Source organism: Mycolicibacterium neoaurum (assembly GCF_036946495.1).
Taxonomy (GTDB): Bacteria; Actinomycetota; Actinomycetes; order Mycobacteriales; family Mycobacteriaceae; genus Mycobacterium; species Mycobacterium neoaurum_B.
The window spans coordinates 1658398-1678964 of the sequence record NZ_JAQIIX010000002.1; the positions used below are offsets into that span (position 1 = coordinate 1658398).

General features: G+C 66.8%; 19 protein-coding genes. 8 read left to right on the forward strand and 11 right to left on the reverse strand.

Features of this window, described 5'->3' with window-relative positions; all coding sequences use genetic code 11:
- Nucleotides 1-29 precede the first annotated feature (29 nt).
- From PGN27_RS13325 to PGN27_RS13340, 4 genes are all read left to right on the forward strand, one after another.
- On the forward strand, nucleotides 30-1109 hold the full coding sequence (locus tag PGN27_RS13325) for a lysylphosphatidylglycerol synthase transmembrane domain-containing protein (RefSeq protein ID WP_335326534.1): 1080 nt from the start codon (nucleotides 30-32) through the stop codon (nucleotides 1107-1109).
- A gap of 23 nt (nucleotides 1110-1132) precedes the next feature.
- Entirely contained in the window at nucleotides 1133-2404 is a 1272-nt protein-coding gene (locus PGN27_RS13330; protein WP_418888598.1) for a M23 family metallopeptidase, read from the forward strand.
- Entirely contained in the window at nucleotides 2397-2783 is a 387-nt protein-coding gene (locus tag PGN27_RS13335; RefSeq protein ID WP_335326535.1) for a DUF3054 domain-containing protein, read from the forward strand. Before PGN27_RS13330 ends, PGN27_RS13335 begins: the two co-directional genes overlap by 8 nt.
- A gap of 870 nt (nucleotides 2784-3653) precedes the next feature.
- A complete protein-coding gene (locus PGN27_RS13340) occupies nucleotides 3654-4967 on the forward strand; it encodes an HNH endonuclease signature motif containing protein (RefSeq protein ID WP_335326536.1) in 1314 nt (437 codons plus the stop codon).
- A gap of 173 nt (nucleotides 4968-5140) precedes the next feature.
- Here PGN27_RS13340 and PGN27_RS13345 read toward each other — a convergent pair whose 3' ends face one another.
- Nucleotides 5141-5593: a carboxymuconolactone decarboxylase family protein gene (locus PGN27_RS13345; RefSeq protein ID WP_335326537.1), complete on the reverse strand. Its 453-nt coding sequence runs from the start codon at nucleotides 5591-5593 to the stop codon at nucleotides 5141-5143.
- Nucleotides 5594-5716: 123 nt separating this feature from the next.
- On the opposite strand from PGN27_RS13345, the gene PGN27_RS13350 reads away from it, so the two are divergent.
- Entirely contained in the window at nucleotides 5717-6481 is a 765-nt protein-coding gene (locus PGN27_RS13350) for a DUF1906 domain-containing protein (protein WP_335326538.1), read from the forward strand.
- A 5-nt stretch (nucleotides 6482-6486) separates the two neighbouring features.
- Here the strand turns inward: PGN27_RS13350 and PGN27_RS13355 are convergent, their stop codons facing one another.
- Nucleotides 6487-7335 carry an HpcH/HpaI aldolase/citrate lyase family protein gene (locus PGN27_RS13355; protein ID WP_335326539.1) on the reverse strand — a complete coding sequence of 283 codons (849 nt, stop codon included), beginning with the start codon at nucleotides 7333-7335 and terminating at the stop codon, nucleotides 6487-6489.
- A 180-nt stretch (nucleotides 7336-7515) separates the two neighbouring features.
- Between PGN27_RS13355 and PGN27_RS13360 the strand changes: the two genes are divergently transcribed.
- The 3 genes from PGN27_RS13360 (at nucleotide 7516) to PGN27_RS13370 (ending at nucleotide 11785) form a co-directional block, all read left to right on the forward strand.
- Nucleotides 7516-8184 carry an NADPH-dependent F420 reductase gene (locus PGN27_RS13360; RefSeq protein WP_335326540.1) on the forward strand — a complete coding sequence of 223 codons (669 nt, stop codon included), beginning with the start codon at nucleotides 7516-7518 and terminating at the stop codon, nucleotides 8182-8184.
- A 100-nt stretch (nucleotides 8185-8284) separates the two neighbouring features.
- Nucleotides 8285-10534 (forward strand): CocE/NonD family hydrolase, encoded by a 2250-nt coding sequence (locus PGN27_RS13365; RefSeq protein ID WP_335326541.1) that lies wholly within the window; start codon nucleotides 8285-8287, stop codon nucleotides 10532-10534.
- 72 nt (nucleotides 10535-10606) lie between these two features.
- Nucleotides 10607-11785 carry a lycopene cyclase family protein gene (locus tag PGN27_RS13370; RefSeq protein WP_335326542.1) on the forward strand — a complete coding sequence of 393 codons (1179 nt, stop codon included), beginning with the start codon at nucleotides 10607-10609 and terminating at the stop codon, nucleotides 11783-11785.
- Here PGN27_RS13370 and PGN27_RS13375 read toward each other — a convergent pair.
- The 9 genes from PGN27_RS13375 to PGN27_RS13415 all read right to left on the reverse strand — a co-directional run bounded on the left by PGN27_RS13375 (nucleotide 11766) and on the right by PGN27_RS13415 (nucleotide 20348).
- A complete protein-coding gene (locus tag PGN27_RS13375) occupies nucleotides 11766-12881 on the reverse strand; it encodes a coiled-coil domain-containing protein (protein ID WP_418888655.1) in 1116 nt (371 codons plus the stop codon). The genes PGN27_RS13370 and PGN27_RS13375 overlap by 20 nt on opposite strands.
- A gap of 106 nt (nucleotides 12882-12987) precedes the next feature.
- Complete coding sequence (locus PGN27_RS13380; protein WP_335326543.1) at nucleotides 12988-14106, reverse strand: cellulase family glycosylhydrolase; 1119 nt, start codon at nucleotides 14104-14106, stop codon at nucleotides 12988-12990.
- A gap of 74 nt (nucleotides 14107-14180) precedes the next feature.
- Nucleotides 14181-15197 carry a LacI family DNA-binding transcriptional regulator gene (locus tag PGN27_RS13385; RefSeq protein WP_335326544.1) on the reverse strand — a complete coding sequence of 339 codons (1017 nt, stop codon included), beginning with the start codon at nucleotides 15195-15197 and terminating at the stop codon, nucleotides 14181-14183.
- Nucleotides 15194-15844: a nucleoside/nucleotide kinase family protein gene (locus PGN27_RS13390; protein ID WP_335326545.1), complete on the reverse strand. Its 651-nt coding sequence runs from the start codon at nucleotides 15842-15844 to the stop codon at nucleotides 15194-15196. Before PGN27_RS13390 ends, PGN27_RS13385 begins: the two co-directional genes overlap by 4 nt.
- Entirely contained in the window at nucleotides 15841-16758 is a 918-nt protein-coding gene (locus PGN27_RS13395) for a PfkB family carbohydrate kinase (RefSeq protein ID WP_335326546.1), read from the reverse strand. Before PGN27_RS13395 ends, PGN27_RS13390 begins: the two co-directional genes overlap by 4 nt.
- Entirely contained in the window at nucleotides 16736-17518 is a 783-nt protein-coding gene (locus PGN27_RS13400; RefSeq protein WP_335326547.1) for an ATP-binding cassette domain-containing protein, read from the reverse strand. Before PGN27_RS13400 ends, PGN27_RS13395 begins: the two co-directional genes overlap by 23 nt.
- Complete coding sequence (locus PGN27_RS13405; protein WP_335326548.1) at nucleotides 17515-18510, reverse strand: ABC transporter permease; 996 nt, start codon at nucleotides 18508-18510, stop codon at nucleotides 17515-17517. Before PGN27_RS13405 ends, PGN27_RS13400 begins: the two co-directional genes overlap by 4 nt.
- Nucleotides 18511-18518: 8 nt before the next feature.
- Complete coding sequence (locus PGN27_RS13410; protein WP_030132881.1) at nucleotides 18519-19511, reverse strand: substrate-binding domain-containing protein; 993 nt, start codon at nucleotides 19509-19511, stop codon at nucleotides 18519-18521.
- A 114-nt stretch (nucleotides 19512-19625) separates the two neighbouring features.
- Nucleotides 19626-20348 (reverse strand): MgtC/SapB family protein, encoded by a 723-nt coding sequence (locus tag PGN27_RS13415; protein ID WP_335326549.1) that lies wholly within the window; start codon nucleotides 20346-20348, stop codon nucleotides 19626-19628.
- Nucleotides 20349-20567: the final 219 nt, after the last annotated feature.

The following is a 20567-nucleotide window of genomic DNA, read 5'->3' on the forward strand; positions in this document are numbered from 1 at the left end:
CGCCACTTGGCGCGGCTACCCTTGATCATGTGTCGCATGACGCGCCGATGAGCGACGCCCACGACCGCGACGTCCGCACCCGCGGCAAATACTGGTGGGTCCGCTGGCTGGTCATCATGGTCGCGGTGACGGTGCTGGCTGTCGAGCTGACCCTGGTCTGGGATCAGCTGGCCAAGGCGTGGCGGAGCTTGCTCTCCGCGAACTGGTGGTGGGTGCTCGCGGCCGTCATCGCGGCGATGGCCTCGATGCACAGCTTCGCTCAGATTCAGCGAACGTTGCTGCGCTCGGCCGGCGTCCAGGTCCATCAGTGGCGTTCGGAAGCGGCGTTCTACGCAGGTAATGCGCTGTCCACGACATTGCCCGGCGGCCCGGTGCTCTCGGCGACATTCGTCTACCGCCAGCAGCGGTTGTGGGGCGCGTCCCCGGTGGTGGCGTCCTGGCAGCTGGTCATGTCGGGGGTCCTACAGGCCGTCGGTCTTGCGTTGCTCGGTCTGGGTGGAGCTTTCCTGTTGGGCGCGAGCCGGAATCCGTTGTCGTTGATCTTCACCCTGGGCGGGTTCTTCCTGCTGCTGGTCCTGGCGCAGTCGGTGGCCGCCAATCCGCAGCAGATCGACGGTATCGGCGTTCGACTGCTGTCCTGGTTCAACGCGCTGCGCAACAAGCCCGCCGACACGTGGCTGGACAAGTGGCGCGAACTGTTGTGTCAGCTGGAGTCGGTGCGGTTGAGCCGCCGGGCGTTGGGCAACGCGTTCGCGTGGTCGTTGTTCAACTGGATCGCCGATGTCGCCTGCCTTGCCTTCGCCGCGTACGCCGCGGGCGGGCATCCCTCGCTTGCGGCGCTGACGGTGGCCTATGCCGCGGCTCGCGCGGTGGGATCCATCCCACTGATGCCCGGCGGTCTGCTGGTGGTCGAGGCCGTGTTGGTACCAGGGCTGGTGTCCAGCGGTATGTCGCTGGCCTCGGCCATCTCTGCGATGCTGATCTATCGATTGGTCAGTTGGATCTTCATCTCCGCCATCGGCTGGGTGGTGTTCTTGTTCTTGTTCCGCACCGAGATGGACGTCGACCCGGACGCACCTGCCGAGCCCGAAGATAAGGAAGTGCCGTGATACCTAGAGGTGCCTGCATCGCTGTGCTTTTCGCTGCAGCATTGGCGGTGTCGGCATGTTCGCCGACCACCGAGCAACCCGCCCCGAGCACCGATGGGTCGTCCACCGGCTCCCCGACCGCACCGACCACCGGCACAGCGACCGCCTCGCCCACTCCGACTCCCGTCCCCCCGGCCGAGGCCCCCGTGGCCACCCCGGTGCTGGCTCGGGCTGTGGCGGCACCCGTCCCGGTCCCGGCCACCGATGGCCGCACCCATCTCGCCTACGAGTTGCTGTTGACCAACGCGATGGATCAAGACATCACCGTCGATTCCCTACAGGTCCGCGCCGGCGCCGCCGGGGAGTCCCTGCTGACACTCAGCGGCACCGATTTGGCCGAACGCACCAGGATTCTGGGCACCACTGCGCCGACCGCCCGCCTCGGACCAGCACAGTCGGCGTTGGTGTGGCTCGATGTCAGTACCGACAAGTACGTTGTACCAACCGAACTCGACCATCAGGTCCAGGTCACCCTCACTACACCGATGCCGCCGCTGTTGCCCCCGCAGCTGACCGAAACCGTCGCCCCGGTCACCGTCCAGGCACGCGAACCGGTGGTCATCGCGCCGCCACTGCGCGGCCCGCAGTGGTGGGATGCCAATGGGTGCTGCGGGATGACGCCCCACCGAATGGCGATCAATCCGATCGACGGTGCGCTCTGGGGCGCCGAGCGGTACGCCATCGACTATGTGCAACTGCTGCCCGATGGTCGTTTGTTCACCGGCGATGTCGCGGACACGACGTCCTATGCCTACTTCGGCGCCGACGTGCATGCCGTGGCCGATGGTCCCGTGGTCGCAGTGCTCGACGGACTCCCCGAGCAAACACCTGGAAAGAGTCCTACCGGGCTGCGTCTGGACCAGTACGGCGGAAACCATGTGGTGCAGGACATCGGCGGCGGAAACTATGCGTTCTACGCTCACTTGAAGACGGGGTCGGTGGCGGTGAAGCCCGGTGACCGATTGAGCACAGGCCAGGTACTGGGCTCCCTGGGTAACAGTGGTAACACCGACGCTCCTCATCTTCATTTCCACGTCATGGACTCCCCCGATCCGTTGAAGGCCGACGGCTTACCGTTCGTCTTCGACAACTTCCGGCTGACCGGACGGACCGACGACCGGCTCGGCCCTGACGGTGATGCCATCGACACCGTGCAGGCGGGTAAGCCGGCGCCTATGGTGCCGGACTTCACCGCTCGCGACGAAACCCGAGTAGCACCACTGGTTTCCGATGTGATGGACTACTCCGGTGAGTGAGCAAACCGGGGTGCAGCCGACCAGACCAGCCGTCGCGCTACTCGCCGATGTGGCATGTGTCCTGGTGTTCTGCACCATCGGCCGACGCAGTCACGCCGAAGGATTGACGCTCACCGGCATCGCCGAGACCGCATGGCCGTTCATCACTGGCACAGTGGCCGGTTGGCTCGCTGCCCGCGCCTACTCCGGCGCCTTCAGGCCCTCGGCGATATACCCCACCGGTCTCATTGTGTGGGCCAGCACCGTGATCGTCGGCATGTTGTTGCGCAAGGCGACGTCGGCGGGCACCGCGCCGAGCTTCATCGTCGTGGCCACACTGACCACCGCCGCGCTGCTCCTCGGCTGGCGCGCTGTCGCCGCCGCTATTGCACGCCACTAGAACACTGCGATTCTCACGCTATCCGGCTGCACGCCAACACCATCCACGCCGCCAGCTTCACTATGTAGTTGTCAAGGTACGTTTTAGCTGACCTGCCCTACATGTTTCGACACTGTGACACCACCCAGATCGATCTCAGTGCGCGGCAGAAGACGACGCTGCTGAGCCACATCCGATTTGCCCACCCCGGCGCTGCACCGACCGAGGTTGACCCAATCACTTACGGATCGCGCGCGCTGAACAGCCGGTCACCGCCGACGGCATCAACTCGCATCCTGCGCCAACCGACGATTGCCGATGCGAGAGCGCCGCCCCGAGCAATCCGGCCGGCACCGCCAGCGTGGAAGTGCGTACCGGAACCCGTTGCTTCCAAGAGCTTTTCAGCATCGCGCACGCTCGCGGCCGATCGCCCCCCGACGCAGTTCTGCATATCTACGAACACCCGAGATTGATGACATTCATCCTTGTACCTAACCTCTCGGACAAGGCCCGCACACGTAGCCCAAAGGGCAACAAGACCCGTACACCGCCGCCAGGGCGAGCAGAGTCACTCTCGACGACTTCAGAACCATCGAGACGGGCTCACCAGATCAACATTGCGAGCCACCAGCATTCGAACTTGTGTTCGACCTTACGCCCGATGATCGGATCGCGCAAGGCCGACGTAAACCCCTTGTGCAAGTGTCGCGCTCGGCGTAGTGTCGAACACAAGTTCGAATGCGCCGCGGTTCCCGATCCTCGGATCTGGTGAGCCGCAGACCGCGACTTCGGTCGCCGCGAGGTTCGACGGTCCCTGTCCGGGGGTCGTGCGGGCTGTGTGTGTTTGATGGTGCCCTTGGTTGGGTGCTGTGGGGGAAGTCGGTATCCGTTATGGACGCCACCTGTCTTGATGTGTTTGTTGATGCGTTGATCGATGATCTCGCTGCGGTGCCCTCGGAGAATGATGTCGGGCCGGGCTTGGGTCGGTTGCTGGATTGTGCTCGGCCGGTGGTCGATGACCAGGCGTTATTGGGTGTGTTGGTTGCGGCGGTGTCGGCGCGGAATCTGCTGGATTTTGTGATCGCTTCGGCGGTGGCGGCGGCTGAGCGGGCGGGTGTGCCGGGGCGGCGGCACCTGCGCACCGGCACCGATCTGCTCAAGCTGTTGGGCATGGCCCCGGGTTCGGCGACCCGGGCGGCCAGGGTGGGCCGGATGGCCGCGTCTTTGGGGGCGTTGACGACCGCGCAGCGGTTGGGTGGGATCGGTATCGAGTTCGCCGACGCCGTCGGCAAGGGTGTCACCCACATCGACGCGCGGACGCCGTTGTCGGAGGACGAACGAGCAGTCGTGGTGACCAAACTGATGGTGCAGACCACCCCGGCCGAGGTGGCGGCGAAGGCGAGGGCGATCGCCCTCGACCGCGCCGCGAGTCTTCCGCCCGAGGAGCGGGTGGTGCCGGTGGCCGAGGACACCGCGCTGAATGTGATGACCTTGGTCCAGAACGCCGAGGGCCGGTTTGAGGCCATTCTCGACCTGGATGTCGGGACCGGGGAAGAGCTGTGTGCGGCGTTGGATCCGTTGTGCCGACCGGTCCCGCTGCCGGACGGCTCTCCGGACCCGCGGTCCATTGATACCCGGCGGGCGGAGGCGATCGGGCAGGTGTTGCGCACCTATTTGTCGCAGTCGCGGCGTCCGATGTCCGGCGGGGTGCTCCCGCACGTCACACTCATCCGACCAGGGCACGGCGGTGATAGCAAGGTGGATCGGCTCGGGTTCGCCGGGCCGGTCAGTACCGCGACCGCGGACCTGATCGCCTGTGATGCCACCCTGACCTCGGTGATCGTCGATCACACCGGGGTACCGCTGGACGTTGGCCGTGCCGAGCGACTGTTCACCCCGGCCATCCGCAAAGCGCTCGGGGTGCGTGATGGTGGGTGTGCTCATCCGGGGTGTGGACGCCCGGTGTCGTGGTGCGATGCCCACCACATCCAACCCTGGAGCGCCGGGGGCGCAACCAGTCTGGACAACGGGGTGTTGCTGTGTCGGCTGCACCACAGTCTCATCCATCACGGTGGCTGGCGGGTCTATCTCGGTAGGGATCGCTATCCCTGGTTCGTCCCACCCCACGCACCCGGGGAACCCGAACCGGAGCATCTGCGATCGCAGGCCCGCCGCACCATGACCGACCTACCGACCGCCGCATAACCCAAAGCGCCCAAAGCCACAGCGCACCTTGACAACTGAACAGAGAGGCCGGGTCCGAGGAACGAGCGATCCAGCTGTAACAGCCCTTCCCAAGCCACGCGGGTCCGTCCGCGCCCACCCCGTATGCGGATCACTCGTTACGGCACGGCTGGGTGCACGTGGCCCTCGGCCGTTCAGGGACCAACCGGGTAATGGCTGGTGATCGCGATGCGGTTCCACCCGTTCATGACCACCACCAGCCAGGTGACCGCGGCGATCTGCTGCGCGGTCAGGGCCGCCTGGATATCGACCGGATCTGGCGCGGCGGTGTGCTCATCACCTATTCGCGTGACACGCTCTGCAAGAGTCAAGGCCGCCTGCTCCTGTTCGGTGAAGTACTGCGACTCCCACCACGCAGGCAAGACGGCGAGTCGATCGGTGCTCTCGCCCGCAGCCAGCGCGTCGCGCGTATGCATCCGCAGACAGAAGGCACAGCCATTGATTTGTGACACTCGTATCTTGACCAGCTCGGCCAGCTGCACGGGAAGTTCTGCCTGCTCAATGGCAGCCTCGACCTGAGCGTCCAGCGCCGCGAAGGTCTTGTACGGTTCGGCGAACTGCTTGCTGATGTTCACGGGCGGGAGCATGTGTCCTCTTTCCGGTCGTACGTGATCGTCCCCAAGTAGACGAAATGACCGGGCCATATGTGACCGCACGAGTCGTCGGCGAGGCTGCCCGATCATCATCAGTCACTTTGTTAACATCGCGCCGTGCAACTCTCGCGGCGGGACGCGCTGCGCTATGCCGCGGCGACAACGGCCCTGGCAGGGCTCGGTGCCGCAACCACGGGGACGCCGACGGCGTCCGCCGCCGCGCCCACCCTCATCGACTTCGCCATGCGTCAGATCCCCGCTGCTGACATCCGCGCGGCGGGTCATGCCGGCGTCATCAACTACGTGTCGACCTCGCGGCCCGGCTCGTCATTCGGGGCCAAGCCGATCACGCTGCCCTATGCGCAGTCACTCACGGCGGCCGGCCTGGTGATCGTCAGCAACTTCCAGTACGGCAAACCCGGCGGAACCGCTCCGTCGGACTTCACGCGGGGGTTCGCGGGCGGGGTTGCCGACGCCCGCACCGCATGGCAACTCCACACCGCCGCCGGCGGAGGGCAGACCGCACCGGTGTACTTCAGTGTCGACGACGACATCGATCGCGAAACGTGGGACACAGTGGCACTGCAGTGGTTCCGGGGTATCAACTCCGTCATCGGACCCATGCGCACCGGCATCTATGCCGGTATCCGGCCCTGCGAGTGGGCCATCACCAGCGGTGTCGTCGGCCGCTCGAGCACACCCGGTAAGGCCTGGGTGTGGCAGACCCGGTCCTGGTCGGGCGGACAGATCCATCCCGCCGCCGTCCTGTACCAACGGATCATCGACACGGCATCCAATCCAGGACCGGTGGTCGGCGGTATCCGGGTCGACGTCAACGACGTGCTGGCGTCAGACGTCGGGCAGTGGAATCTGCACCCCTGACGGGATCAGACCAGGCCGAGCTTGCCGGCAAGCTCCAGCACAGCTTCGGCACGCGCACGCGTGGGGCCGACACTGCCGTCATACGGCCCGGTGGGTGAGTCCAACCGGGCAAGGGTTCGCCGCGCCTCGTCGATGTCCAGCGTCGAGGGACTGAGTAGCCCGTTGATCGTCTCGGCGTGCCCGGGATCCAGGCACAACCGTGCGGTCATGCCCGCAGCCTTGGCGACCTCGGTTTCGCGGGCCAGGTGACGCGACTGGTCACGCAAGGTCGGGCCGTCGATGGGTGCGGGCAACCGCGCGGCACGACTGGCGATCACCAACCGAGCCCGCGGATAGGCCAACACCGACGGATCAGCACTCATCCCGGTGTCCCGACGAAAATCGCCGAGCCCGAACGCCATTCGATAGCACCCCGGCGTCCGCGCGATCTCCGATGCCGCCTCGATACCGAGTGCCGACTCGACCAGCGCCACCACCGGAGTGCCGGCCGGCAGACGCGCAGCGGTAGCGGCGATATCGTCTCCGGACTCCACTTTGGCCAGCATCACACCCCGCAGTCCGGGAGCGTCGGCGATCGCCTCCAGGTCGGTCGCCCACGCCGACGTCGACACGCTGTTGATCCGGACCCACGCCTGGCCGGCGTTCAGCCAGTCGGCCACCGCGGCTCGTCCAGCCGCCTTCTGCTGATCCGGCAGGCCGTCTTCGATGTCGAGCACGACCACATCGGACAGCCCAGCGACCGCAGCATCGAAAGCGGCGTCGCCGTCGGGCAGTCCGGGCTGCAACAGCCAGGTCCGGGCCAGCGACCAGTGCGGCTTCCGGTGTCGTTCGGTTGTCTGCGCTGAAGCTGTCACGCATTGACCTTCCGCTCGGGGTGTTCATCCATCGTCTCGCCCCCGCACCGTATCGCCCACATTAAGCACATAATGTTCACTCCCGATTGCCGGGGTCGCCACCACACCGGTGAGCGACCGGAACAAGCCCGCGGCTCGAGCTGTTGACCGCCAAGAGATCTACCGACACTTGGAGGCCACATGCACATCGGCATCATCGGAGCGGGACACATCGGGGGCACACTGACCCGCCGGCTGCGAGAGCTCGGTCACGAGGTACGGGTTTCCAACTCCCGCGCGCCCGAGACACTGGCCGATTTGGCCGCCGAAACGGGTGCAACGCCGGTATGGGCACGTGACGCGGCAACCGATGCGGATCTGGTCATCGTGAGCATTCCGCAGAAGAACGTTCCCGATCTGGCCGACGGCATCGTCGACGCCCGCAAACCCGGCGCCCCGGTGATCGAGACCAACAACTACTACCCGCAACAACGTGACGGGGAGATAGCCGCAATCGAGGACGGTCAGGTCGAGAGTGCCTGGGTCGCCGAGCAGATCGCGGCGCCCGTCTACAAGGTGTTCAACGGCATCTTCTGGAAGCATCTGCTCGAACGGGGAACCCCGAGCGGGACCCCCAACCGGATCGCGCTGCCGGTCGCGGGCGCGGACGGCGCGGGCCGCGAGCTGGTGCACCGGATCGTCGAAGAGCTCGGATTCGACCCGGTCGACGCGGGCCCGATCTCAGAGTCGTGGCGTCAGCAGCCCGGCACACCGGTATACGGCAAGGACTTCGATGCCGATGCCACCCGCACGGCACTCGCGGAGGCAAAGCCCGAGCGGACCGCCGAGTGGAGCGCCCGCACGACCTAACCGGGGGCGCGTTGCGTTTGCCGGCCTTGTCCGGCCGCTGACCGCATGGTGTGATGGACGCCACGCCCTCAGCAAACTCCCCCGATGACTGGAGCGCCGTGTGTTGAACCATGTCGGCGCAGCAGCGCATATCGGTCGTATTGGCGTCTTGGCCGCGGCGCTCGGGATCGGCGCGGCGGTGTTCTGCGGCACCGGAACAGCCGCCGCTGCGCCGGCCGAATCATCGAACAGTTCGGCCGACGCGGCAACGCCCAACGATCCACCGCCATCGCCGGCAAAAGACTCAACATCCCCGGCCGAGCAGTCCACTCCCACTGCGGTGACGTCGGAGCCGTTTGCGCCCCACAAGACCCGTTCGGGAACAGCGAGTACGGCCAGCGCGACAGAAGAAACAGAAACAGACGAGTCCGCGATCGACCTGGCCAAGCTGGAACCCCTGGACCCTTTAGAACCCGAGGACCAGGACAAACGCGAACCCGTGATCTCGACACCGACCATCGACATCACCGCGACGGTGGCCGACGAGCACGTCGCACCCGACTTCGAAGACGAGGACGAGCCGACGACGCCCGTCGACACCCCGTTGTCGTGGACGGTTGCGGCGGCGGCCAGCAGGAACACCCTCGCACCCACACCCGCGCCCGCGGCAGCGACACCACTGGCCGCACAGCTGATCGACCCGGTCACGCATGCACCGGTGATCGCGACGCCGCGAACGCCGCTGCTCGAACCGTTGCAGTATCTACCGATCATCGGCCCGCTGTTCGTCACCCCTGTCGTCGCGTTCGTCAACCAGATACCGGTGATCAGCGACCTGTTGCACCCGATCCTCGGCTATCCCCTCCAGTGGGATGCGCCACCGGGCACCCCGCGGCCACGAGATGTCATGGTCACCTCGTTCGACGGCACGCAGATCTATGTCCACTTCATGCCCGCGGCCGGTCTGAAGAGCGGCGAGAAGGCCGCAACGATCCTGCAGGGTCCCGGCCTACTCCTGCCCGGGGCCACCAATCTCACGCCCACCCTGCTCGACGGCATCATCGCCGACACCTCGGGACTGGTGTACACCGGAACACTGCGCACCGCCGGATACAACGTCGTCACCTGGGATCCACGCGGTGAGCACAGCTCCGGTGGCCGGCTCGAACAGGATTCACCGGACTTCGACGCCAAGGACGTCTCGGCGATCATCAGCTGGATTGCCACCCAACCGGAGGCCCGGCTCGATCCGGGCCTGCTCGACCCGCGCATCGGGATGACCGGCGCCTCCTACGGAGGTGGTATCCAATTGGTCAGCGCCGCAACCGATCCCCGCATCGACGCCATCGTTCCGGCGATCGCCTGGAACACACTGAACACCGCGCAGTACAAGAACGATGCGTTCAAGAGCAGCTGGGCGGCCATCCTCACCGCCGGCATCACCCTGTTCACCCGGCCGAATCCGGCCATCCTGCCCGCCACGATCTACGGCGTCCTGACCGGCCAACAGACCGCCGCCGAGCAGGAACGCCTGGCACAGCTCGGCCCCGGCGGCCCACGCGATCTCGTCGGCAAGATCACCGCACCGACACTGCTTATCCAGGGCACCGTCGACACGCTGTTCTCGCTGCAGGAAGCAGACACCACCGCGGCAGCCCTCATCGCCAATGGTGTGCCCACGAAGGTGATCTGGTTCTGCGGCGGCCACGGCCTGTGCGGCAACCTCTTCGACCCCACCGACGGCGTCCTGATCCAACGCGCCACGCTCGCGTGGCTGGATCGCTATGTCAATGGCAACACCGCCACGGTGACCGGTCCGCAGTTCGAATTCGTCGACCAGCGTTGGCAGTACTACGCATCCGACCGCTACCCGATCACCACCGACAGCCCGGTGGTGGCCACCGGATCGGGCGGCCATCTGCCGCTGATCCCCTTCCTCGGGGGATCGGGACCGCTGTTGGGGGTGCTGCCCTTCGCCGCGTCGAAGGCCTACAACGCGCTCAACCTCACCACCGCGCCGGCCGCGACGACGACCCATATCGTGGGCGCACCGCAGCTGACGGTGAGTTACAGCGGAACGGGTACCGCCCGGCACGTCTACGCCCAACTCGTCGACGACTCCACCGGACAGGTGCTGGGTCACCAGATCACACCGATTCCGGTCACCCTGGACGGGCAGCCCCACAAGATCACCATCGCGTTGGAACCGGTGGCCCACACCCTTCGGCCGGGTCAGACGGTGACACTGCAGTTGGTCGCGTCGTCGACGACCTATGCCACCCTCACGTCCTTCGGTTCATTGCAGGTGACCGGCATGAAGCTGAGCCTGCCGACCGCCGACCCGACGACCATCCGGCCGATCGCCATCTGACATCCGCGCCGCGATGCGTAGGGTTCGACCCATGACGCGCGCACCCGAATCGTTTCCACCGCACTGATGCGGATGGACGTTCTGATCGTGGGCGCGGGTCCCGCGGGTGTCGCCCTGGCGGGAGAGTGCGCCCGCCTCGGTCTGGACACCGGCCTGCTGGACCCGGCCCAGGACCGGACATGGACCGCCACCTACGGCATGTGGAGTCGGGAACTACCTGCCGATGTGCCCGCATCCGTGGTTGCGGCCCGGGCCGCCGGTCGGGCCATCGCTCGTACCGAACACCGGTTGGGCTGGGAGTACGCGGTATTGAATGTTCCTGCGCTGCAGGCACATCTGACCGATCGGCTCGGAGCGGTGCGGTTGTACCGAGGGCGAGCGGTCGCAAGTCCCACTGCCGGGGTGGTCGCCCTCGCCGACGGTGATGAGTTGCATGCCGCGGTGGTCGTCGATGCCGGCGGCCAGCGACGACCACTCGACCCGGCGACGCCACCGTCGACGGCGGCCGCTGCTCAAACGGCGTATGGGGTGGTGGTCGACGCGGACCAGGCGATGGCGCTGGCGGCCCCCGGTGAGGCGCTGTTCATGGACTGGCGCGCCGACCACGGTGAGAGCGGCTGGCCCACGTTTCTCTACGCGGTGCCGCTGGGCGGCGGGCGGATCCTGCTGGAGGAGACCTCGCTGGCGCGGCGGCCCGGTCTGCCACTGACCACGCTGCGGCGCCGGTTGCATGCCCGGCTGGCCCGGCACGGCATCGCGGTACCCGAGGATGCGCCGACGGAGAAGGTGTCCTTCCCGCTCGATCAACCGCGGCACCGCGTCCCGGACGTCCTCGGATTCGGAGCGGCGGCGCCGCTGATCCACCCCGCGACGGGTTTCAGCGTGGCATCCGCGCTGCGGCTCGCCCCTCGCGTGGCGGACGCGCTGGCGGCGAACCTCCCGCTGGGTCAGGAGGCCGCACTGACGGCGGCGCATCGCGTCGTCTGGTCGCGATCGGCACGGGCCATCCACCGGTTCCGGCGGATCGGTCTGGAAGCACTCCTGCGCATGCCTGCCGACGAGGTGCCCGATTTCTTCGACACCTTCTTCTCGCTGCCCTCGGCACACCGCTGGACGTATCTCACATCTCGCGATGACGTCATGGGGACCGCCGTGGCGATGGGCCACCTGTTCCGAATCGCGAACCCGCGGTTGCGCCAGCACCTGGTCGGCTCGGCGGTCCGGCGGCCGGTCAGCGCCGTGTCACCGTGAGGTGCACGTGGTCGAAGTGGCCGTATCCGGACGCCTGCGGACCCGCGGGCGTGTAGTACGTGCCTCGCCAGATCACATCCTGCAGTCCGAAGCGACCGGCGTTGGCCAGCGCATAGGCCATGATCTGGTCCCCCAGCGCGATGCCCTCGGGGCTGCCTGCGTTGGGGATCATGATGTCGATGGCCAGCCCACTGGGATGCCAGGGTTTGGAGTCCGGGCGCACCCCGCCGATCTCGGATATCTGCGGGAACTGCTGGCTGACGGCTCGCGCGGCCAGAACCGCATTCGGCTGCAGACCTGACTCGTTGGCGACGCCGACCGGGAGTGCGGCGGCCTCCGGGATGTCGACCCGGGCGGCGGCGAGCGAGGGCTGGCCGGGCATCGCCACAATCGCCGGATCGTTGGGCGCCGGAGCGGCAGGCGGAGCGGCAGGCGGCGGCGCGCTGTCGACGATCGCCTGCTGCTGCGGCGTCAACGCCGCGTACTGGGCTTCGGCGGCGGCGAGCTGGCGCAACAACTCGCTCAGTGCGGTCTGCAGGTCGGTCCGAACCGCGGCGGATTGCTCGGCGGCCGCGCGTGCCGCCGCAGCGGAGGTCTCCGACGTCCGGGCTGCCACGGCGGCCTGCTCCCGAACCACCCGCAGATCCGCCATCCGGTCCGCCGAATGGGTGGCGACGGCCTGCTGCAGGGACATGTTGTCGATCAGCTGCTGTGGCGACGACGCGGTCATCAGCGACTGGAGCTGACCGGTGCGCCCGCTGGTGTACGTCATCACCGCCACCCGGTCGGCGGCGGCCTGCACGGGTGCCAGCCGGGCGTGGGCGGCGGCGAGAATCTCGGCGTCGGCGCGTTGCCGGGCGTCGGCGGCAACCTGCTCCGCGAGCTTGGTGTCGGCATCGCGCTGGGCGGCGGTCACGGCTTCGCGGGTCTGGAGGGCCTGGCTGGAGAGCTCTTCGAGCTTGGCCAGCGCATCGGCGGCCGGATCGGCATTCACCACGCCGACCGAGCTCACCGAGAGGGCCGAGACACCCGTGACCACGGCCGCGGCCACCGACATGGACACGGTTCGCCACGGTGTTCTACGCACCCGGGTGATACGGATTGTCACGGTCCTTCGATTGCGCGGACCGATCCTGGCCCAGCTTGCACGTCCTCCGACAGGCTACGAACTGCCGTTGCCGATGTCCACCCGGCCGCCGCGTTCAGGTCTTGGCGGCAAGCTGCTGGATGGTCTGAATCTCGCTGGTACGGAAGGCGCGTCCGTCGGGGTGAACCAGATCATGCATCCATTTATCGGGCACCTTGTCGTAGGGCTTGTCCCACGAATCCCACGGGTAGTAGGTCTGGGTGCGCCCGGCGACCAGACCCCAGTTGTAGGCGCCCACGCCGCGTCGCTTGGCGACCGGCAGGATGCCCTCGACGGTGCTGTCGTCCTCACGGGCCAGGTACTCGGTGCACAGGATCGGCCGGCCCAACGGTTCGAGCTCGTCGATCTTGTCCTCGAAAGTCGACGGCTCTGCGTAGCTGTGGAACGAGATGATGTCGGAGTTGTCCAGTTGGGTGGCCACGATGCCGGACGGTTTGCGCCACGACCCCCGCCACACCCCGCTGGTCAGGGGTTGACTCGGGTTCACCGCCCGCGCCCATTCGAACACCTGCGGGAGCAGCTCGCCGACCACCTTGAGTTTGTCGCTGCGTTCCATTGCCTTGTACTGGCTTGCCGGGCTGTCCGGTTCGTTCCACAGATCCCAGCCAAGCACCCGGTTGTCGGCACCGAAAGCGCCGATGACACCGGTGACGTAGTCGCGCAGCACCGGCCGGTACCGCGGGTTGTCGATCAAGTCGGCGCCGGGTCCCTGCACCCACCGGGAGTTGTGCACACCGGGCCGCGGTGCGGGCTGCGGACCGAGCTTGGGGTGCGGGTCCCAGCAGGAGTCGAACAACACGAACAGTGGCTTGATGCCCTGTCCGGCCGCGATATCGACGAACTGGGAGACCCGGCGTAGGAATCCGGCGCGGTCCTGCGCCCACAGCTGGTCGTGCAGGAACACCCGAACGGTGTTGAACCCGATGGTGCGCGCGACCTGCAGTTCACCGCTGATGCGACGCGGGTCGTAGGTCCCGGCCTGCCACATCTCGATCTGGTTGGTCGCCGTGGCGGGGATGTAGTTCGCGCCCACCAGCCACCCCTGCTGGCGATACCAGGCGTTCGCGCGCTCCGCCGTCCACCGGGTGCCCTCGGCCGCTGCCACGGGTGCCCTACCGATCAATGCGCCCGCGGCCGCCACCGCGGACAATTGCAGCAGGGTTCGGCGGTGCACCTGAAGAATCTAGGGCGCCGCAGCCGAGCCCGGCCAGCGCAGAACCACACTGCAACCTCGACGGTGGCAAACCGTTATCTACTCACCGGAGCAGAGGTGCAACCGCACGAGTTCCGGTGGTGGAATGTGGTCGGCACCCGGATGTGTCGCGGGGGTTCCTCGGAGCCACGGATACGGGCCAGCAGCAGTTCGACCGCGGTGACACCGATCGTCTCGACATCCTGGGCGGCGGCGGTCAGCCGGGGTTCGAAAAGGTCCGACCACTCGAAGTCGTCGTAGCAGACGAAGGCCACATCCTGGGGTATGGACAGACCGAGCCCCCGGATCGCCTTCAAGGTGCCGATGGTCATCGCATTGTTGAGCGACACCAGCGCCGTCGGCCGGTCGGCGCGGGACATCAGCGCCCGGACCTCCCGTTCGGCGACATCGGTGCTGGATTCCCCGTCGACGACCAACGTTGGGTCGACGGTGATTCCGCGGGCGGTCAATGCCGCACAGTGGCCGTCGAAACGTTCGATGGTCGACGAGATTCCGGCCAGCCCGCGCACGACCGCGATCCGGCGATGACCGAGATCGAGCAGATGATCGGTCAATCCCTTCGCCGACGAGAAGTTCTCCGGGACGATGCGGTCGAACCCGACATCCTCGCCGCGGTCGATGAGCACCATGGGGGTCCGGGAGCGGGTGATCTCGGGCAGGGTGGTCCGCTCGGATCCCGCCGCCGGAGCGACGATCATCCCGTCGACCTGGCGGTCCAGCAGCGAACCGGTGACGCGCTGTTCGGAGGACACGTCATCGTGGGAATCACCGACGATCAACACGTAGCCGGCATCGGAGAGGGCACGCTCCACGGCATGGACGAGGCTGCCGAAGTAGGGGTTGGTCAGCGCCGAGATCGACAGTCCGACGGTATGTGTGCGGCCGGCCGCCAACGATCGCGCCACACCGTTGCGGCGGTAGCCGACCTCCTCGATGGCTGCCTCCACCCGCAGTCGGGTGGCCGCGTTGACGTTGCGGGTGCCGTTGAGCACATGGGACACGGTGGAGGCGGACACGCCGGCAAGTCGGGCGACATCGCCCATGGTGGTCATCGGACCCGCACAATACGGTCGGCGCGACCGGCGGTCGATTCGATCAGTCGGGCATTGCGCTCGTCAGAGCCCAGCGCCCAGAATTCGGCTTCCTGCAGCGATTTCCCGTACACCTGGTGTCGCCGCACCAGCCGTTCGTGTCGGATATCGGTGTCGGGGGCCAGGAACCACACCTGGTCGATGTGGGATCGCGCGATCGGCCAGGTATCGCATTCCAGCAGAAGGTAGTTGCCCTCGGTGACGACCAGCGGAACGCTGCCTGCCACCGGGATTGAGGAGCCTATCGACTCCTCGATCTCCCGCCGGAATCGTGGCGCGTAGACGACGGGATCATCGGTACGTTGGGTCCTCAGCGCGTGCATCAGCCGCGAGTAACCACCGTCGTCGAAGGTGTCGTGGGCACCCTTGCGGTCCAGGCGTCCCAGTTCGATGAGGACCTCGTTGGCCAGATGGAAACCGTCCATGGGCACCAGCACCGCCACCTCGGGACCGAGTGCGGTGACGAGTTGTTCGGCGAGGGTGGACTTTCCGGCACCGGGAGCACCGGTCAGACCGAGGATGCGGCGTTCGCCGGCGACGACCAGCGCCGCGGCCGCATCGACCAATTGATCCAGCGTCGCGTCCTGGACGTCCTGCTCGGGGTTCACCGCTCCTGCTTCCGGATGAGATCTGCTCGCAATCGGTCCAACCATGCCCGTGGCCCGACTATCGAACACCGTAGTGCCGCCACGCGCGCGGCGTCGCCGAGGTGTTGTTCAAGGTCCCCGGACCCGGCGCGATAATAGGAGTACGCACCGTGGAAGGCGTCGCCGGCGCCGAGGGTGTCGACGGCGGTCACCGCGGGAACCGGCACATATCCCGAGCGGCCCGCCGACCACCAGCGGATCGGATCACCGCCGTGTGTGGTCACCACGGTGTCCACTCCCTTTTCGAGCAGTGTCGACGCGGTGGATTCGGATGACTCGGTGCCGGGAAACCGGAAGTCGTTGGAGCACAACATGTCCGTGACATGCGGGATGAGATCGGCCATCACCGGCTTCCACCTGCCGGCGTCGGTGACAAGTGCCGTCCCGTGTGCCGTTGCCTGCGCGGCAGCAGCCCGTGCCATGCGTGGGTGATGCCCGTCGACCAGGACCATGTCGGCCTCGGCGATCAGATCGCCGAGACCTTCAGGGGCCGGGACATCGGAACGCACGGCATCGAGGGAAACGACCGACCGCTCACCGGTGGACTCAAGCACCGAGACGGCCGATATCGGCACCGGTCGGTGCTCACCTCCGGCACCGTCGACGATGCGGACACCGTGGGCCGCCAGATCCGCGCGCACCAGATCGGCGACGGGATCGACACCCAGCGCGGTCACCAGGACAGCACGGCCGCCGAGGGCGGCGAACGTGACGGCGGCGTTGGCCGCCGGTCCGCCCGCAGCGACGAACTGATCACGCGCGGTGACCTTCTCGTTGACCGAGGGTGGCGCGCTGATGCGATGGATCACATCCAAGGTGGCCAATCCGACGAAGACCCCGATCGGGGTCTTCTCAGCGAGCGGCGCGTTCCTCATCGGTCGGCTCCTCCGCACCGGTCATCAGCGCGACCACCTCGGACATGGAGCGCTTCTTCGGATCGACCACCCCGGCACGCTTCCCGAGCCGGTGGATGTGGATCCGGTCGGCCACCTCGAACACGTGCGGCATGTCATGGCTGATGAGCACCACCGGGATACCGCGGTCGCGGATCGACCGGATCAGATCGATCACCTGACCGGATTCCCGGACACCGAGCGCGGCGGTCGGCTCGTCCATGATGATCACACCCCGACCGAAGGCAGCGGCACGGGCCACCGCAACGCCCTGGCGCTGCCCGCCCGAAAGCGTTTCGACCGCCTGGTTCACCGATTTGATCCCGATCTTCAGATCCGCCAGATGTTGTGCGGCGTCGCCTCGCATTCCGGGCATGTCGAGGCGGCGGAACACCCGGCCGGCAATGCCCTTTCGGCGCACCTCGCGGCCCAGGTACAGGTTCGAGGCGATATCGAGGGCCGAGACCACGGCAAGGTCCTGGTAGACGGTTTCGATGCCGGCGGCCCTGGCGTCCCTGGTGTTCTTGAACGACACGGGCGTGCCGTTCATCAATATCTGACCCGAGTCCGGGATGACCGCGCCGGCAAGGGCTTTGATCAAGCTGGACTTGCCCGCCCCATTGTCGCCGATGACGGCCAGGACCTCACCGGCATGCAGTGCGAAGTCGGCACCGTTGATCGCGGTCACGCTGCCGTACTTCTTGACGAGGCCGCGTGCCTCGAGCACGGGTGTGTCACTCATTGTGATCTCCTGCGCGCGAACTGATCCAACGCCACCGCGACGATCACCAGGATGCCGGTGGCGATGTTCTGATAGAGGTTGTCGACGCCGGCCTGGGTAAGCCCGTTGCGCAGCACGCCGACGATCAGCGTGCCGACCAAGGTCCCGCCCACACCGCCGCGCCCACCGAAAAGACTGGTGCCACCGATCACCACCGCGGTGATCGACTCCAGATTGGCGTTCTGATACGCATTGGGATCGGCGTTGGGGATGCGGCCGAGTGCGGCCCAGGCGGCGATGGCCGCTATCACACCGGTGGTGATGTAGACCGAAACCAGCACGCGCCCGGACTTGATCCCCGACAGATCGGCGGCCTGACGATTGCCTCCGACTGCGTAAACATGCTTACCCCAGGCAGTTTGGCTCAAGGCATACCAGACCACCAGGTAGACCAGCAGCATGGCCACCACGCCGTAGGTGGTCGAGAACGACCCGAGCCGGAACGAGGTCCCCAGAAAGGTCAGTGGTCCCTGTTCGACACGGTAGGTCTCCGATCCGGCCAGCAGCCGGGTCGCCGCCTGGATCGCGGTGAAGGTCCCCAGGGTCACGATGAACGGTGGTAGCCGCAGCATCGTGACCAGTCCACCGTTGATCGCGCCGAAGAGGACACAGACCAGCAGCGTCGATCCCAGAGCCACGAAAGGCCCATTGGCGCCGGCACTCTGGGCCAGCACGATGCTGCCGAACACCGCGATCGCGCCGATCGACAGGTCGATTCCCGAGGTGAGGATGATCAGCGTCTGCCCGACCGCCAGAATGCCCACGACCACCGACTGCTGCAGGATCAGCGACACGTTCTGCGGATTGAGGAACGAGTCGGTGATCGAACTGAAGATGACGATGGCCAGGACGAGCGCCACCAGGGGACCGAGCAGAGGTTCGCGCAGGATGCTGTCTACGTTGAACCGGCTCGATACCGGCGGCTTGGCCGTGGTCGGTGCACCGGAGTTCATGGGTGCACTCAGCCCCAGCAGTTCTGTTCGCCCCAGGCGGTGTCCTTGGAGTCCAGCCCCGGAACCGGCTTGTCGGTGATCAGCTCGGATCCGGTGTCGTTGAATCCGCTCGGCTTGGTGCCGTCCTTGGCGAACTTCACGACGGCCTGCACACCTTGTTCGGCCATCTTGGCCGGGAACTGCATGACCGTCGCGCCGATCTTGCCGGATTTCACGTCGGCGACGCCCGTGCAGCTGCCGTCGATCGAGCCGATGGTGATCTGGTCGGCGCGACCGGCGGACTGGATGGCCTGGTAGGCGCCGGCGGCGGCCGGCTCGTTGATGGTGTACAGCGCGTTGATGCCGGGAGCGCGCTGCAGGATGTTCTCCATGGCGGTCTGCGCCTTGGTCTGATCTCCGTTGGTGTTCTCCTGGCCGACGATCTCGGGGGATCCCTCGGTGATGCCGAAGCCCTCCAGGAATCCGTCGTGCCGGAAGGTGTCCACCGTGCCACCGGGTGTCCCGTCGAGCATCACGACCTGCGGCGGTGCGTCACCGAGTGCGGCCCGCACCCACTTGCCCTGGCTCACCCCGGCCGCGAGGTTGTCGGTGGCGAAAGTGGCGTCGACCGCGTCCTCGGGGTCGGTTGCCGTGTCCAGGGCGATGACGACGACGCCGGCGTCGCGCGCTTTCTTGATGGCGTCCAGCACACCGGTGGACGAGTTGGGGGTGATCAGGATGCCCTTGACGCCCTGGCCGACCATGTTCTCGATGGCCGCGACCTGGCCTTCGTTATCGCCGTCGAAGGCGCCGGCGAGCGCCACCAACTGGGCTCCGTCTTTCTCGGCCTGTGCCTGTGCCGCCTCGCGGAGCTTGACGAAGAACGGGTTGGAGTCGGTCTTGGTGATCAGGCCGACCTTGATGCTGTCCGAGTCCGATCCCCCGCAGGCTGTCATCCCGAGGACCAGCGAACCGGCCATCAGGATCATCCCGACGGCGTGTGTGCTGCGCTTACCGATCATGTGGACTCCTTTGTCCTGTGTGACGCGGGTCGCGTCGGGCGTGACTGGCAGCGTAGGTCCACGCAAGCGCTTGCGCATGCGCTTTCGTAAAATCGACTCGCCGGCCGCCTGTGCTCAGCTGTCGACGGTGTCCCGCCGCTCTTCGCTGTCGGCCTGCCAGCGCACGCTGGTTACCGACGGCTCCATGCTCAGCCTGCTGACGGCCGATTCCATCTGCCGGTCGTCGCGCTGATCGCTGGCCAACTCCGCGCGGACCTCCACGCCACCGCCGTCGATGTTGGTGCTGGCGATGGACTGGAGTCGGAAATCTGTGCGCGTCAGTGCCTGCACGATCAGGGCGCGGATATGCGCCTCGTGTTCGTCCCGTGTGGTCGCCACGAAGAGATAGTTGGTCGGATGCTCGTCACCGGTATCGGGGCGCCGGTCCACGGCGCGGCCCAGGTAGCGTAGGGCCACATTCACGGCGACGACGACGCCGGTGCCCGCCGCGGCGACAGTGAACAGGCCGGCGCCGCACAGCGCTCCCACAGCCGCCGAGCACCACAGTGTGGCCGCCGTGTTCAGGCCGCGCACGGTCAACCCGTCCCGCAGGATCACACCGGCGCCCAGAAACCCGATGCCCGAGACGATCTGGGCCGCCACTCGGGTCGGGTCGGGGGTCCCCGAATCGCCGACGAAGCCGTGTGCGGACAGCAGCACGAACAGCGTCGATCCCACCGCCACCAGGGCGTTGGTACGTAGGCCTGCCATCCGGGCCCGATACTGACGTTCCAGGCCGATCAACGTGCCCAGTCCCACACCGGCACCCAGCCGCAGCAGCATCTCCACGGTCGTCATCGCCGGACTCCTTTCGCATGGTGTCGCCCACCATGGCAGCGGGGCCTAGCGGCGACGGGGTCAGATGGCGCGTTTCACGCGCGATTGAACGCGGCGATCCTTGGTGTTTGTTGTGGATCGCCGCGCGATGGTTCCGGCCGCCTGGGTCGGGAAACCAGGTCAGCGGTGGGTGAACCGGAGGGAAACCGCGAGGGCGGCGTCCGCGCCCGGACGAATACT

Coding starts and splice junctions, on each gene's coding strand:
- PGN27_RS13340 (WP_335326536.1), top strand. CDS start 3,654: ATGGACGCCACCTGTCTTGATGTGTTTGTTGATGCGTTGATCGATGAT.
- PGN27_RS13345 (WP_335326537.1), bottom strand. CDS start 5,593: ATGCTCCCGCCCGTGAACATCAGCAAGCAGTTCGCCGAACCGTACAAG.
- PGN27_RS13360 (WP_335326540.1), top strand. CDS start 7,516: ATGCACATCGGCATCATCGGAGCGGGACACATCGGGGGCACACTGACC.
- PGN27_RS13370 (WP_335326542.1), top strand. CDS start 10,607: ATGGACGTTCTGATCGTGGGCGCGGGTCCCGCGGGTGTCGCCCTGGCG.
- PGN27_RS13385 (WP_335326544.1), bottom strand. CDS start 15,197: ATGACCACCATGGGCGATGTCGCCCGACTTGCCGGCGTGTCCGCCTCC.
- PGN27_RS13395 (WP_335326546.1), bottom strand. CDS start 16,758: ATGAGGAACGCGCCGCTCGCTGAGAAGACCCCGATCGGGGTCTTCGTC.
- PGN27_RS13400 (WP_335326547.1), bottom strand. CDS start 17,518: ATGAGTGACACACCCGTGCTCGAGGCACGCGGCCTCGTCAAGAAGTAC.
- PGN27_RS13405 (WP_335326548.1), bottom strand. CDS start 18,510: ATGAACTCCGGTGCACCGACCACGGCCAAGCCGCCGGTATCGAGCCGG.
- PGN27_RS13410 (WP_030132881.1), bottom strand. CDS start 19,511: ATGATCGGTAAGCGCAGCACACACGCCGTCGGGATGATCCTGATGGCC.
- PGN27_RS13415 (WP_335326549.1), bottom strand. CDS start 20,348: ATGACGACCGTGGAGATGCTGCTGCGGCTGGGTGCCGGTGTGGGACTG.